Annotated in this window: 11 protein-coding genes and 1 tRNA gene; 8 read left to right on the top strand and 4 right to left on the bottom strand. The window is 46.8% G+C overall.

What is annotated here, in order from left to right; translation table 11 throughout:
- Nucleotides 1–388 precede the first annotated feature (388 nt).
- Both treZ and treY read left to right on the top strand, forming a co-directional pair.
- Nucleotides 389–2,254 (top strand): malto-oligosyltrehalose trehalohydrolase, encoded by a 1,866-nt coding sequence (gene treZ / locus IC230_RS24760; RefSeq protein WP_191041758.1) that lies wholly within the window; start codon nt 389–391, stop codon nt 2,252–2,254.
- A gap of 72 nt (nt 2,255–2,326) precedes the next feature.
- Entirely contained in the window at nt 2,327–5,110 is a 2,784-nt protein-coding gene (gene treY / locus IC230_RS24755; protein WP_223860826.1) for a malto-oligosyltrehalose synthase, read from the top strand.
- A 34-nt stretch (nt 5,111–5,144) separates the two neighbouring features.
- Here treY and IC230_RS24750 read toward each other — a convergent pair whose 3' ends face one another.
- Nucleotides 5,145–5,879, bottom strand: coding sequence for a hypothetical protein (locus tag IC230_RS24750; protein WP_191041757.1), 735 nt, complete (start codon nt 5,877–5,879; stop codon nt 5,145–5,147).
- A 120-nt stretch (nt 5,880–5,999) separates the two neighbouring features.
- A complete protein-coding gene (locus IC230_RS24745; RefSeq protein WP_191041756.1) occupies nt 6,000–6,881 on the bottom strand; it encodes a LytTR family DNA-binding domain-containing protein in 882 nt (293 codons plus the stop codon).
- Between the two features lie 521 nt (nt 6,882–7,402).
- Between IC230_RS24745 and IC230_RS24740 the strand changes: the two genes are divergently transcribed.
- From IC230_RS24740 to IC230_RS24715, 6 genes are all read left to right on the top strand, one after another.
- Nucleotides 7,403–8,515, top strand: a complete 1,113-nt coding sequence (locus IC230_RS24740; protein ID WP_191041755.1) for a T9SS type A sorting domain-containing protein — start codon at nt 7,403–7,405, stop codon at nt 8,513–8,515.
- A 281-nt stretch (nt 8,516–8,796) separates the two neighbouring features.
- The gene (locus IC230_RS24735; protein ID WP_317171832.1) at nt 8,797–9,225 is read left to right on the top strand and encodes a response regulator; all 429 of its coding nucleotides are present in this window, start codon (nt 8,797–8,799) and stop codon (nt 9,223–9,225) included.
- Nucleotides 9,226–9,336: 111 nt separating this feature from the next.
- Entirely contained in the window at nt 9,337–10,017 is a 681-nt protein-coding gene (locus tag IC230_RS24730; RefSeq protein WP_191041919.1) for a response regulator transcription factor, read from the top strand.
- Nucleotides 10,014–11,279, top strand: coding sequence for a sensor histidine kinase (locus tag IC230_RS24725; RefSeq protein WP_191041754.1), 1,266 nt, complete (start codon nt 10,014–10,016; stop codon nt 11,277–11,279). Before IC230_RS24730 ends, IC230_RS24725 begins: the two co-directional genes overlap by 4 nt.
- A gap of 248 nt (nt 11,280–11,527) precedes the next feature.
- Nucleotides 11,528–11,869: a LytTR family DNA-binding domain-containing protein gene (locus tag IC230_RS24720; RefSeq protein ID WP_191041753.1), complete on the top strand. Its 342-nt coding sequence runs from the start codon at nt 11,528–11,530 to the stop codon at nt 11,867–11,869.
- A 5-nt stretch (nt 11,870–11,874) separates the two neighbouring features.
- On the top strand, nt 11,875–13,488 hold the full coding sequence (locus tag IC230_RS24715) for a capsule assembly Wzi family protein (RefSeq protein WP_223860825.1): 1,614 nt from the start codon (nt 11,875–11,877) through the stop codon (nt 13,486–13,488).
- A gap of 77 nt (nt 13,489–13,565) precedes the next feature.
- Here the strand turns inward: IC230_RS24715 and IC230_RS24710 are convergent.
- Nucleotides 13,566–13,637, bottom strand: a tRNA-Arg gene (locus IC230_RS24710).
- A gap of 67 nt (nt 13,638–13,704) precedes the next feature.
- A complete protein-coding gene (gene hflX, locus IC230_RS24705; RefSeq protein ID WP_191041752.1) occupies nt 13,705–14,985 on the bottom strand; it encodes a GTPase HflX in 1,281 nt (426 codons plus the stop codon).
- Nucleotides 14,986–15,026 lie beyond the last annotated feature (41 nt).

Genomic DNA, 15,026 nt, shown 5'->3' with positions numbered 1-15,026 from the left:
TTTGTTGGATCAAACTTAGAAAGGGCAACTGCCGGAGCCCAAACCATTTTGCATGAACTGTACAATCTTTGGGCTAGAATGGCTAATTGGTCTCTTGAAAAAGTTATAGTTGATTACTGCGAGGTTATCGTGTTCCAGCTAATCGAGTCTCTTTGCGAATTGCTGCAAATCAAAAAAATGCCACTAATGAACGTAGTAACTTTTGTTGTAAACTGAGTATGGATTGGTATCAGATTTTACTCGCGCAACTTCTATAAACAATACGCTTATTGCGATTTTCGACTCAACAATACGTTAGCAGTTCGCGCTTTTTTGTCGGTTTTTGCCAACACATCCGGCTGAGCGCTTGTTTTCTGCATAACCACTTATTCGATCATCCTATTAACACATGAATCAGGCACTAATCAACCGCCGTACCCTGGGCGTTACGTTCACGGACGACGGCGCTTGTGTGCGCGTCTGGGCACCGCTGGCGCAATCGGTAGCGCTTCACCTTTGTCAGCAGGACGTAACCATTCCGCTTCGGCACGATGGCAATTACTGGCAAACGCTGGTCAGTGAGCTAAAGCCAGGCGATACGTATAAATTTATTCTCAACGGCACTCTGGAACGACCCGATCCGGTGTCGCTTGCTCAGCCCGAAGGCGTTCATGGGCCATCGCAGGCCGTTGATACCAGCGCCTTTAGCTGGACCGACGATGACTGGCGAAATTTGCCACTGGAAGACTATTTATTATATGAACTTCATACGGGTACGTTTACGCCCGAAGGCACTTTTGCCGGTATTGAGGAGCAACTGGATTACCTGGTTGAACTGGGGATCAACGCGGTCGAGATCATGCCAGTGGCGCAGTTTCCCGGTACGCGCAACTGGGGGTACGATGGCGTTTGTCCGTATGCGGTCCAGAATTCGTATGGTGGCGCTGAGGGGCTGCATCAGTTAGTCGATGCCTGCCACCGGAAAGGGCTGGCCGTAGTGCTCGACGTTGTTTATAATCACATGGGCCCGGAAGGAAATTATTTTTCCGATTACGGTCCTTATTTCACAACCCGCTACCAGACACCCTGGGGACACGCGCTCAATTTTGATGATGATTATAGCGATAGTGTCCGACGTTATTTTGTTGAAAATGTGTTAATGTGGTTTCGTGATTTTCACATCGACGCGCTACGTATCGATGCGGCTCATGCCATTCATGACACGCGCGAAACGCACCTGCTACGCGAAATCAAGCAGTACGTCGATGAACTTATGCGGCAAACGGGTCGGCAGCACTATTTGATCATTGAGTCCGATCAGAACGAAACACGATTTATTCAGTCGCTGGCAGATCAGGGCTACGGCATGGATGCTCAATGGAACGATGAGTTTCATCATGCGTTACGTGTCACGGCCGGTGGTGAGCGAAAAGGGTACTACGCCGACTACAACGGCATTCAGCATTTAGCCAAATCCTACAAAGATGCGTACGTATACGATGGCGCTTATATGCCCCGCCGGGCACGTATTGTCGGGAAATCGACGGCGGGTCATGCGGGGCGACAGTTTGTCGTTTTCTCTCAGAACCACGATCACATCGGTAATCGGATGCTGGGCGATCGGCCGAGTCAATCGGTGAGTTTCGAGATGCAGAAACTGATGGCTGGCGCCGTTATGAGCAGTCCCTATCTGCCGATGCTGTTTATGGGCGAGGAGTGGGGCGAGCTAAATCCGTTTCAGTATTTCGTGAGCCATTCCGATCCGGCCCTGATTGAAGCCGTTCGCCAGGGACGTAAACGGGAGTTTGCCGCTTTTCAGGGGGGATTAATTGAGGCTCCCGATGCGCAGGATGAGCAAACATTCATGCGGTCGAAACTTCTGTGGTCACGACTCTCGCAGGAGCCGCACCAGACACTATTCCGCTACTACCAGACCTTGTTAGCCCTACGTAAGCAGTCCTCGTTACGTCACCCGGACCGGGAGTCTGTAGCGGTCGTTGTGGACGATGTTCGGAAGACGCTCATTCTGTTCCGTCAGCACGCGCAACCGTTGTCAGCCAATTCGCAGGCGGGGTCGGAGACAGTTGTCTGTCTAATGAATTTCTCGAAAGAACCGCAGTCGATGACCTTACCCAGCAATGACCGTTCCTGGCAGAAACTTTTCGATTCAGCTGAGCCACAATGGCGTGGTCCAGTGGCAGCTCCGGCTTCAGTGGCAGGCTGTGAATCGGTTACGGTTCAGTCCGAATCCATTCTAATTTACACAAATAAGTAGCGTCGTGGGTTGTTAGTAAGCGTTCTTGTTGGCACAAATGACACACAGTGGATAAGAACGCTCTGGTAACTGATGAACTCGAATTCTCTCTTTATGTATAACCCAATTGCTACGTATCGTATTCAGTTTAATAAAGACTTTACGCTTACTCATCTCGAATCGCTCTTACCTTATCTACAGACAATAGGCATAACGACAATTTATGCATCGCCCATTTTCGCGGCCACTCCTGAGAGTACACATGGATATGATGGCGTTGATCCAAATCATATAAATCCCGAGATCGGTACCATCGAGCAACTACGTGCCCTAACCCAGCGGCTACATCGGGCGGGGATGGGCTGGCTACAGGACATCGTGCCGAACCACATGGCCTACCACGTCAATAACGAGTGGCTGACGGACATGCTCGAAAAAGGGCCCGTGTCGCGCTTTGCTCAGTTTTTTGATACCTCGTTGGCCAGTTCATTTTTCCGGGGACGTATCATAGCGCCTTTTCTCCCCGAATCGATGGAGGAAACCTTAGCGCAGGGGAAACTGACGCTGGCTTACGAACAGGACCGACTTGTCTTCAAAATTGGTGGAAATACGTTACCACTAAAACCAGGTAGCTACGAGGCTGTTTTGCAAGCGAATATAGTCGAAGCGAATGATGCCGTGCGTCAGTTATTGACTGTACTCAGCCCACTCCGACAGCTTGACGAACCAGAGGCTTATACCCTTGCCTGGGACGAATTTCGGGAGCAACTGACGTCGTTGGTTAATACCCCACAAACGGGTCAGTACGTAGCGGATTGCGTGAAAGCGATCAATGGGGATTCTGCAACGCTACGTCGACTGGCTGACGAGCAGCATTATCGGTTTTGCACGGAACCCGAAACGCGGCTGGCTATCAATTACCGACGTTTCTTTGCGGTCAATAGCCTGATTTGCCTGAACATGGGCGACGAACTCGTCTTTGAAAAGGTGCATAGTCTAACCAAAGAATTGATCGACGAAGACGTGTTCCAGGGACTACGTGTCGATCATGTCGACGGTCTATTCGATCCAGCGCAATATCTGAAACGGCTTCGCGAACTGACGGGTAAGGATACATACGTAGTAGTCGAGAAAATTTTGCAGGCGACTGAACGCTTACCCGAATCGTGGCCGGTGCAGGGGACGTCTGGCTATGATTTTCTGGCCATCGTCAACAATGTGCTGACAGACGGTCGGAGCGAGTCTATTTTCCGGGAGTTCTATCAGGGGCTGATCGGTAGTGATACGTCCCTTTCTAAGCGCATCCGTGATCGAAAAGCGTATTTTCTAGCGCAGTTCATGGGTGGGGAACTGGATAACCTTTATCAGTATTTTCTGTCGCTGAACCTGGCTGATGAGGTTAACCTGGAGACGCTGGCAGCCGGTGAGCTAAAGCTGGCTATCGGCGAGTTATTGATCGAATGCCCGGTTTATCGATATTACGGGAATCAGTTTCCCATGCCTGATGACGAAGCGAAGGTGATTCGAAATCTGCTCAAAACCGTTAAGGAAAATAGTCCAAATCTGGCGATGGCTGTTCGTGTGCTCGACGGGGCGTTGTTGACGAAACCACCGGTTGCTGACAAAGACTACAATCAACGCGCGTTACGTTTCTACCAGCGACTAATGCAGTTCTCGAGTCCGCTGATGGCCAAAGGCGTTGAAGATACGTTACTGTATACTTACAATTGTTTCATTGGTCATAACGAAGTAGGCGATTCACCAGAGCGTTTTGGCATATCAGTCGATGCATTTCATCGGGCCATGGAGGATCGCCAGAAACACTGGCCTCTGGCGCAAAACACAACTGCTACCCACGATACAAAGCGGGGCGAAGACGTGCGGGCCCGATTGAATGTGTTGACTGATTTAGCCGATGAATGGCTCACGGAAGTACAGCACTGGCAGGAACTGAATCGCAGTCTTATCCCAAAAGATGAGTCGGAAGTGGATTCGCCCGGCGAGACCACCGAAACGGCGGACCGGCCAGATCTGAACGACGAGTATTTTATCTATCAGAATTTGCTGGGCGCTTATCCAATGCCCGGACAAGACGAAGATGACTTCCCGAACCGTTTTCACATATACCTGGAAAAAGCCTTGCAGGAAGCTAAACGGCACACGATAGGCTGGGTAGTTGACGATACGTATCAGGAAGGTGTACGGCGTTTTACGGAGCAGTTGCTCGATCAGAAAAGTGCCTTCTGGAAACGATTTCAGGTCTTCCACCGATCGATTGCCGACTTCGGTATTGTCAATTCGCTGACGCAGACACTGCTGAAGTTCACCTGCCCCGGCGTACCCGATATTTATCAGGGTGGTGAAGGTTGGGACCTTAGTCTGGTTGATCCCGATAACCGACGGCCGGTCGATTTTGCAACGCGACAAGAGTGGCTCGCCGATGGAATGGCTCATCAACAAGCGGGTGAATCTTTCTGGGCCGAACTCTGGCAACACCGTTTCGACGGACGTATCAAGTTCTGGCTCACGCGTACCTTGCTTCAGGAGCGCCAGCAAAACGCCACTCTGTTTCTGAAAGGAGATTACGTACCGCTTGCCGTTCATGGAACGTATCACGATCATGTATTGGCGTTCGCGCGTCAGCATGAGTTGGCTTGGTACGTTGTGGTGGTGCCGTTGTATGCTGCTCAACTCTGCCGACAGCAGAATCAGGACGTAGTATCAATTGATTGGAAAGACACACATGTTTTGCTTCCCAACAATGCGCCTTCAGCCTGGACGAACCAGCTCTCGGGGCTAACCGGTGACGAAGGGCATAGCGTTGCGGTAAAACGTGTGTTAACGACCTTACCAGTCGCTCTATTACGATTAGGCTAGCAACGTTTGGTGAAAATCTGTCTTTGAGTAAGACTTATGAAGGAATTTGTTTCGAAACAAATTCCTTCACCAACCGATGTATGGCTACGGCATGACTGAACAGCACTATGGGCACGATGACACCCGGTAACCAGACGTAGGGCGCTTTGAGCACAGCTACGTTCGGCTGATCAAATGCCATTTGCTGGAATGGCAATGGGGCGGATAGTATTGCCTGCACAACGATATTGATCACTAATCCTAACGCGAGTACGTTCCAGAGTAGTAGCCAACGAGCTGACAATTGCCGTCGACAAAAGGCGAAATAAGCAACGATCGGCGCTGTCAGTCCTGCGAGAATATCAAGGTTACGGCCGTCAAATGTCATCAGTTGCGGAATTTGCTGATGGAGGTACAATCCATATAACGTCAGTTCAACCGGTAGGCGCACGGTGTGTAAGAGCGTCATCACCGACAGCGGTAACTGACGTATCCAATAACGACCTTTTTCTGTCACGAAGAAGCTGCCGATGAGTAGGAGGGGTGGTCCGATAACCAGAATAAATCGGGGTGGTACGGCATTGAGTTGCTGGAAGAAGTGATTGTAGGCTAAAAGACCCAAAACCGTCATCCAGCTTATACTCACTAGTAAAAATCGAGTAGCACTGATTGCGGCCGCCCGGCGAATTGCTACGTACAATGTACCGACAGTTAAGATAGTTATAGCTACCATTGACGCATTTAACCAAACTGGTGTCTCTTCGTATAAATGAGAAAGATTAGGATGCATAGGAGAACTCGTTAAAACAAGTTGGATTGCTTGCTGCGACAAAGCAACAGCAACTATCTTTCACAGGAAAACAGGTTGATGGCTACGTGAACGAGTGGTACCGAATAGCAGGATGAATGGTCAGCGTTCGGCGGAGACTTGTAGCCACTTTCTGAGTTCGAGGCTTCGGTAGCGACTTACCGTTACTTCCTGATGCGCTTGCTGTTTGTGCAGAGCGGGCACCAACGTAACGACGAGCTTGCGATTCACATCGTCCTGAACACCCCGAACGGATCCTAAGCCAACTACAAACTGGCGACTAAGCTGGAAAAAGTAGCGGGTATCTAACCCCGATGTCAATTGGGCGAATGACGAATACCGGGTAGTCACTTGCTGACCATCTGTTTTAACCAGCAAAACCAGCCCGCCCGCCGAGTAAAAATACGCAATCTGTTCAATCGGTAGCCGGAGTTGACCGTTGCTGATGTCTATTGTAATTAAGGCAGCCGTAGAGATAGGTTTACTGCCATTGATGGGTTTGGTTAACTGTTCTGCTTCAGCGCTGTAGGAACTCTTTTGACGCTCCGCCAGAAAAGCCTTCAACAGATATAAGCCCGAATACCCTCCGTTTACGAGCGAAGCCAACGTAACACAAACGGCCACTCCTTTGAGTACCGTGGTCGGCGCAGGCCAATGGTGCGTATACAATCGTTGAGACAGCGGGAACACCAGCGCGAAGGTTAACAACGTAGCCATACCGCCCACCAGCACCTGACTCATCAGGCGTCGGATAGGATGCTGCCAGAATGGTAAGAGGTCATCGAGCCAGCGGAAAATAAATAGATTCACCTCCCAGCACGAAAGCATGACGGTAGCAACGGTGAGAAAATAAGCCCATGGAAACTGATAGCCTGGCTGTCCGGGAAATACCTGACGGAAGACAATATGAGAAGCTACCAACGCTGCAATAGGCACAACGATCAATCGAAGAATCACATTTTGCCGATGCGTAAGAGGAGCCATTTGTCTTTAGTTTATTCGATCAAATTTCACGAGAATATACCGGTTAAAATCCGTAAGCTGTTGAGATTAAATACGGTTCATATTTAAGACTGTTTATTTTTATTTTAGTTTATACTAAATATTTTTTCGACAATTATAGAGTAGTAAAATCGTGCAGTTGTACTATAAATATTAATAAAAAATAATTGTTATTTACATAATAAAGGGTCTAAAAATCAGCTAGTTGAACTTTTAAAAACATTGATACACAAAAAGTTTTTCTTTATTAACTTCCTGTTTATTTTTATGGCAATCTTCCTTAAAATTATTGATCATTTACACCTGATTAGCAAATGAAAAATCATCTACACTTTCTTTTTTTAGTATTGATATCAATACTAATCCAGACAAATGTATGGGCACAATTTTGTTCAGTTCCTGCGCTACCGAGTTGTTCCAACTGCACACCACTTACCGATAACAGCAACAAGAATCTGAGTTCGGGTACGTACTGTATAACGACAACGGTAAATAACGTAAATATGAGTGGTTCGGCAGTCGTATGCATATCAGGAGCCGGAAAAATTAGTGGTAATCTCAATGGCGGTACAGTCATCTATAACGGAAGTACGGCTTCTGACCCAATAAACCTGGGCAATCTCGGTGGAGGTACGCTACGTATCCGCAGTAGCGTCACACTGAATAACCTAACGGCCATCAATAGCGGATCAACGCTTATTGTCGAAAATAACGCTAAGCTTACAGTAAGCAGTATCGACGTAAATGGGACATTGATTGTCGATCGGGCTGTTTTGTATGTCAACAATGCTCTGGGCATAAATAGTAATGGCGGTGTTTGCTTTAACAACGGCATTGTCGATGTATCTCAGTTTCGCTCGAATGACCAGACGAACTCGTCTAAAGTCATTAGTGCATCGGCCAAAGGTTGCTACGTGGTTCGAAACGGCTTCAACAACTTTAACCAATCGCTTACGAACACCAGTAACGTATCGATTTGCCTGCCTGGTAATACCGCGCCCAACAATACAGGTAGCGCGACCCTAAATTACAGTTGCGCAGGTGGGGGCGGATGTTACGCTGCGCTACCGGTCCGACTAGTTTCGTTTCAGGCTCAGTCAGTTGGCGAGGGCGTTCGTTTGGACTGGACAACGTCGATGGAGAAAGATTTCGATTACTTCCAGGTTGAACGCGGCACCGACGCTACGTCGTTCGAAGCCATTAGCCCGCAGATCAAGTCGTTGGGTGGGCAGGAAGATAACCGAAAATATAGCTGGACGGATGTTGACGCAAAGAATGGTACGTTCTATTACCGCTTAAAACAGGTTGATCTGGACAAGAGCGTTATATATTCAAAAATTGTTGGCGTTACATTCGACGGCGAAAATAAGGGCGTTCTCATAACGCCTAATCCTTTCTCGAACGAGCTGAGCATTACGTTGAACAGCCCCATACGAGGAAACTACATCATTGAACTGTACTCGACCTCAGGACAACTCCACGCGACGGCAGTCGGTGAGAAGACCGGAACCGTTACAACGCAGACATTAACCACCAATACGCTTCCGGCAGGATTTTACTTCGCCAACATTCGGCTGGGTGATCAGTATTTTGTCCGTAAGGTGATCAAGCCGTAACTATTCTTTTGGGTTGACACCCCATTTAAAAGCCCAGCGCCGGAGGCATCAGAGGTTTGCAGAGTTACTAACTCACAAACCTCTGATGCCTCCGGCGTTGATTCGTTAATACCCATAACAGATCTATGGCGTTCTTCAGAATTTCTTCAGATTCATTAGTTATGTTTGATGCCCTTATGAAATAGAATTCAGCGACTGAATACCTTAAGTCCACCCTTGTTAATAAATAATCCACAGCAGGAACTTAGGCTAACTAATGGTATTTAATTGAAACATACGTCGTGAATCGATCCATTGTTATTCTGGTGATTGAAAACAATCCAGATCAGCAATTATTAATTGGTTACAGTTTGCGAACGAGCATACCTCAAGCAAAACTAAATTTTGCTACTACTGCCAATGAGGCCCTTCGGTATTTGTACGAATGCTCTGCGGGGCAACTACCCTGTCCAAAGTTAATCCTGCTCAATACGCATCCATCCCAGGGAGAATCTGGCTGGCAACTGCTCAAAGAATTGCGAACACGTTATCCCCGTCTCCCTGTTCTGGTGCTTAGCGCTCAACACGATCCCGACTTTATCCGGCAGTCTTATGAATTTGGAGCGAATTCGTTTATTGTCAAACCCCAAAATCTGGAAGGATGGGAGCTGCAATTTAAACGTCTGGCAATCTACTGGTTAGGGGTTGTTACGCTGCCGCCGGCTTACTAATTTGTGACCAGGCAGACGACATCGTATGATTTGTTCCGTTCATTGAATTGTAGAGTGTTTCTTTTCGAATAAGTCAATGTTATCGGTTCGCTTCGAGCGATTATTCGTATGATGAAAATACTGCTGATTGAAGACGAGCCTGAATTGCTGGTGACTATACAGCATTATCTGGAAAATGAGGGGTTTATGGTATCGACGGCCAATAGCTTTCGGAAGGCATCGGAGAAGGTGAATGATTACGTCTACGATTGTATTATGGTGGATATTATGCTTCCCGATGGCGATGGTCTTTCGATTATTAAGCAATTGAAAGAGGTCCATTCGGAAGCAGGTATTATTATTATATCGGCCAAAAATTCGCTGGATGATAAGCTAAATGGTTTAGACCTGGGGGCCGACGATTACCTAACCAAGCCATTTCACCTGCCCGAATTAAATGCCCGAATTCGATCCCTGATGCGCCGACGCCATCATGCGGGCGAAACTCAGATTTCCTTTGGAGACATTACCATATTTCTCAACCGAAAGGAGGTAAAAATCGCGAATCAAGTCGCTGAGTTAACCCCCAAGGAATACGCGTTGCTGTTATTCATGATTACCAATAAGGACCGTTTATTATCCAAAGAGGTTATTGCCGAACATATTTGGGGCGATTACATGGACGATGCGGACTCTCTTGATTTTCTCTACACGCATATCCGCAACCTTCGTAAAAAACTGATGGCTTGTGGATGCCCTGATTACATCAAGTCGCGTTACGGAGTAGGCTATATCTTGACGGTTGACGCATGAAACTGATTCATAAGACCACCCGATATTTATTGCTAGTAACGTTGCCCATTGCGCTGGCCGGAACGTTTTTACTAGATTATCTTATTCATCAAACCATTCATAACGAGGTTGATGAATTGCTAATTAGCGAACTAAAACAGGTCAAAGAAAATCTTGATCGGCATCCACCCGATGCAAGGGGCTTACTCAACTGGGACCATAATCTGCAAATCACGTACGCTACAAAGTCCCGAACACAATCGCCCGTTTTTACGGACACTACGTTAGTTGATTCCATCGAGAATAAAGTGGTTCCGGTACGAATGCTACGCGCAACGCACGCTGTAGGAAGCCATTATTATGCCATCCGATTGCACCAACCCTACCTGGAATTTAACGAAATCGCCCACATCCTGTCCATTGGGATTGTGATCTGCTTCGTAGCGCTGGTCGCTTTGCTGTTACTGATTGAGACACTTATTTTTCGACGGATTCTACAGCCTTTTTACGTAATTATTCAGCAACTGAAGAAGTACCGGATTGATCAATCAGAGAGTCTAACGTTTCCGACCAGTGATGTGGATGAATTCACGTTATTAAGTCAATCCCTTGATGAAATGACACAGCGGGCTGCCCACCAGTATAGTCAGCAAAAGCAGTTTACCGACAATGCGTCCCATGAGTTGCAGACCCCGCTCAGCATACTATCCTTTGACCTGGACCTGTTGCAACAGTCGGATCGACTCTCAGAAGCGGACTTACAGCGAATTCAGCGATCTCAAAAAACCATTAAGCGCCTGTCGTCCATGAACCAGGCTCTGCTGTTACTGACTAAAATTGATAATCATCAATTTATACGTAGTGAACCAATTAGTATAAGCGAACTGATTAATAAACTGATCGATAATTACGGGGACTACGCAGCTAATAAGGGGATTACCCTGGAGCGACTTATCAAAGAGGGGCCCACTATATCGATGAATCGTCAGTTAGCCTTTATCCTCTTCTCAAACCTGATTAAGAATGCGATTCGACACGGACGTCCGAATAGTTCAATCTTGGTTCAAATCAGTACAAACTCATTTAGTATTACGAACGAAGGCGAGCCGCTTCCTTTTTCCAAAGAAGAACTATTCCACCGGTTTGTCCGGAATCAGGCGCTACCGCATTCGACGGGACTAGGCCTAGCCATTGTTAAAGAGATTGCCAATCAGTACGGAATGAGCGTCCAGTATACTTACGCTTCGTTGATCAGGCGTCACATCTTCGAGGTTACTTTCTAATAACGTTTACAAAGTGGACTTCAAGTAGTGGAAAGCAAGGTAGTCAGAAGAGATCATGCTGATGCTTTACCACATCCGTTTTATTGGTTGATGATTCAACAAAGAGACCATTACGTACTGGCTGAGTGGTGGTTCATCTTCAGTTTTTCTCAAGATTCATTCAGTAGCTTTGGCACCTTAGTGTCTCTACAAACAACTGGTAAAGGAACTGGACAGCGTTGGTAGGGGCTAGCAACACAATTCAATGTATGGCAACTCAATTCGTAGCAAAGACCAGAATAGTGGTCCCCGCCTACCGGCACATTCAAGATACAAAATTGATTATCAGACTGGAGGGTAGGGGTAATTATAGTCTGGTTTATGTAAGGGACACATCGAACCCATTGATGGTTAGCCGAACCTTAAAGTATTTTGAAGACCAGTTTGCCGACTTTATCCGGGTCAATAAGTCATCGCTGATTAATCCTAACTACATTGACCGGGTGATTCGGAAAGACGCCAAAACCGTAGCGTTTCTGCTGATAGATGGCATGACGATATTAGCTTCCAGACGGCGTGTCGCTGATACACTCGCTCGTTTGGCGAACTAAAGCGCTTGATTGTCAATCAGATTAGCCAGTATTTTTATCTATTTTGGTGCCGGTACTTATTTTCTCTGTTCTACAAAGAACAGGGTAAAGTAAGTATTGACTTAGGTGTATATGTGAATTTGATGCATCGCTTCATTCTTGCCTATCTACTACTCGTAGGCCTGTTGGTCATTTCTGCCTGTCCTGCGCAAACCGTAAAGCCACTACGTTACCGATCAGAAATGGGTGCATATGTTGCTACCTTGGGAGAAACACCTTTCTGGCTACGAGCTAATCAGTACGGCATTGTGCCGCGCCAGGTTTCTTTTTTGACTATTCGCCAGGCCATATGGATGGACTACCGCAATCGATCAAGAAACAAACGCGATAGCCTTCGGACGATTAAGCAGTGGGTAGACTGGGGTTGGGGTGCCGAAGCCGTTTATAACCCAGGAACTGTTAGACCAGTACTTATCCCCGAAGCTTACGTAAAAGTAAAGTTAAAAAGAGGCTTTGAAGTCTGGGCTGGAAAGCGACGTGAGATTATTGGCCTGGTTGATTCCTCACTTACCTCGGGTTCGTATGCCTGGTCGGGTAATACACTACCGATGGTGAAAATTCAACTGGCCGTACCTGATTACTTACCTAGACAGGGGCTAGTCGGATTTAAAGGATTTTATGCTCATGGATGGTTTGAAAATGATCGTCTATTCAATAATACGATGCTTCATCAGAAGGCATTGTATGGTCGCTTTGGCAAGTCCCACTGGCGTTTTAAAGTATATGGCGGTATCAATCACCAAGTGATGTGGGGCGGACATACGGATCAAAATCTGGGTTCGGTCGTTATAAATAAACAATTACCAAATCGATTCGGTGATTATTTGGATGTTGTTACCGCCAGCGCGCTTGGTAATCGAAAAAACATTGATACGAACCGGATTAGCTCATTTGACCGTGAGAATAGAATTGGTAATCATCTCGGGACAGTTGATATAGGATTCGATTATATGGGTCGCCATTTCTCTGTTTTTGCTTACCGTCAGAATATTTACGAAGATGGCTCGTTGTTTCACCTTATCAACTTAAGAGACGGGTTAAATGGAGTTATGATACGTAATCGGCGTCCAATTAACTCTCATGGCTTTCAGCTTCAAAAAGCGCTTTTTGAGTATTTATATACTGAACATCAGGGAGGGGATTTATTTTTGGAAGATGCAGCGCAAAGGGGGCGAGACAACTATTTCAATCATTCGCAGTATCAGGATGGTTGGTCGCGGTTTGGCTCAACCATAGGTACTCCTTTTATTTCTCCTTCCAATGACAGTCGTAGTGAGCTGCCTCACTACGTGTTTACTAACAATAACCGGGTGGCTGTCATGCATATTGGTCTTTCAGGGCAAGCCTATAATTTTCTGCGATTTCACCTAAAAGCTTCATATAGTGAAAACCTTGGAACGTATGCGATACCTTTCGAACAGCCTGTGCGTCAGTTTTCGTCGATTCTGAGTTTATCAGCTCCTATTCCACATCTAAAAGGAGTAACTACCAGTACAGCCATAGCAGCCGATATAGGAGACCTTTATTCGCGCAACTTAGGCTTTTTTATTGGTATCCGTAAAGAAGGACAAAGTCGATAAGTTATATTATTCATGTTGAGATCCAGTACATGACACAGTATAACCTGCTTAAGAGCATATTTAATTAAAAAGCTAGGTGGTCCTGACGGGAATCGAACCCATATCAAGCGTTTAGGAAACGCTTATTCTATCCGTTGAACTACAGGACCAAACTAAAAACCTATAAGGTCCCAAAGACCTTATAGGTTTAGCTCACACAAAATTGCCGAAAATCCGTCAGCTTGCCAAACCATCACCATATTCGGCTGATTCTGTGAGGGGTACGTGCAGCCAGTTGGGGTAAATCTGGTAGTGTCTTTCTTTCACCAGATCGTACAGTAACTCCCGTAATTCGCCGACGTTCTCACCCGTTTCGGCAGAGATGAACGCTACGTAGTCCGCCTTTTGGGACAGGTATGTTTTTTTCAAGTACTCCAGCGCTGTTTTTCTACGAACGGCTACTGGAATCATTACCCCCTCGTGCGTGTCCTGGAACGTATCGTCGTCGTCATTTGTGTGGGGTTGTTCTGCCCATTCATCTTTCGGAACAAACCGGTCCATTTTATTGAAAACCAGTACCATCGGTTTATCGGCAGCTTTGATGTCGGCCAGCGTATCGTTAACAACCTCAATCTGTTCTTCAAAATTTGGGTGCGATACGTCCACTACGTGAACCAGAATGTCAGCTTCACGCACTTCGTCGAGCGTCGATTTGAATGACTCGATTAACATGGTCGGTAGTTTCCGGATAAAACCAACCGTATCGGTCAGCAAAAATGGAATGTTGCCGAGCGTCACCTTTCGTACTGTCGAATCGACCGTAGCAAATAGTTTGTTTTCGGCAAAGACATCGGTTTTCGCCATCGTTCGCATCAGAGTCGATTTGCCGACGTTGGTATATCCGACCAGCGCTACCCGTACCAGGCGATCGCGCTCTTTCCGGCGTGTCTGGCTTTGTTTGTCGATCTTGGCCAGCTTCTCTTTCAAAAACGAAATCCGGTCTTTTACAATCCGACGGTCCGTTTCCAGCTCTTTCTCACCGGGTCCACGCATCCCGACGCCCCCTTTCTGACTGGTCAAGTGACTCCACATGCGGGTTAGTCGGGGATACATGTACTGGTATTGTGCCAGCTCCACCTGTACCCGTGACTGTGCCGTTTGAGCACGTAACGAGAAGATATTCAGTATCAACAGACTACGGTCAAGAACTTTAACATCTTTAAACTCATCTTCCAGGTTACGTACCTGAGCGGGCGTCAGATCGTCATCGAAAATGATCGAGTCAACTGGATTGTCGAGAATGTACGTCTGAATTTCTTCCATCTTACCTTTCCCCACAAACGTACGGGTATCGGGTCGGTCGAGTTTCTGCGTAAACGTTTTCAGGGTTTTTACCCCCGATGTTTCAGCCAGAAACGCTAACTCATCTAAATATTCCTTGGTCTGCTCAGCCGTCTGTTTTTGCGTAATCAGCGCGACCAATACAGCGGTTTCGGGTTGTTTATGGGTTTCAATCATATACTAAATTCAAATTTTAGTAGAGTTTACCGGTTGAGTCA

The organism is Spirosoma validum (genome assembly GCF_014699035.1).
In the GTDB taxonomy this organism is placed as follows: Bacteria; Bacteroidota; Bacteroidia; order Cytophagales; family Spirosomataceae; genus Spirosoma; species Spirosoma validum.
Note: the sequence above shows the minus strand (reverse complement) of the source record. Positions and strands in the feature narration are given on the sequence as shown.

Bases quoted from the DNA above. Each gene is read 5' to 3' on its own strand.
- treY (WP_223860826.1), top strand. From the start codon at position 2,327: ATGAACTCGAATTCTCTCTTTATGTATAACCCAATTGCTACGTATCGT.
- IC230_RS24745 (WP_191041756.1), bottom strand. From the start codon at position 6,881: ATGGCTCCTCTTACGCATCGGCAAAATGTGATTCTTCGATTGATCGTT.
- hflX (WP_191041752.1), bottom strand. From the start codon at position 14,985: ATGATTGAAACCCATAAACAACCCGAAACCGCTGTATTGGTCGCGCTG.
- IC230_RS24730 (WP_191041919.1), top strand. From the start codon at position 9,337: ATGAAAATACTGCTGATTGAAGACGAGCCTGAATTGCTGGTGACTATA.
- treZ (WP_191041758.1), top strand. From the start codon at position 389: ATGAATCAGGCACTAATCAACCGCCGTACCCTGGGCGTTACGTTCACG.
- IC230_RS24750 (WP_191041757.1), bottom strand. From the start codon at position 5,879: ATGCATCCTAATCTTTCTCATTTATACGAAGAGACACCAGTTTGGTTA.
- IC230_RS24725 (WP_191041754.1), top strand. From the start codon at position 10,014: ATGAAACTGATTCATAAGACCACCCGATATTTATTGCTAGTAACGTTG.
- IC230_RS24740 (WP_191041755.1), top strand. From the start codon at position 7,403: ATGAGTGGTTCGGCAGTCGTATGCATATCAGGAGCCGGAAAAATTAGT.
- IC230_RS24720 (WP_191041753.1), top strand. From the start codon at position 11,528: ATGGCAACTCAATTCGTAGCAAAGACCAGAATAGTGGTCCCCGCCTAC.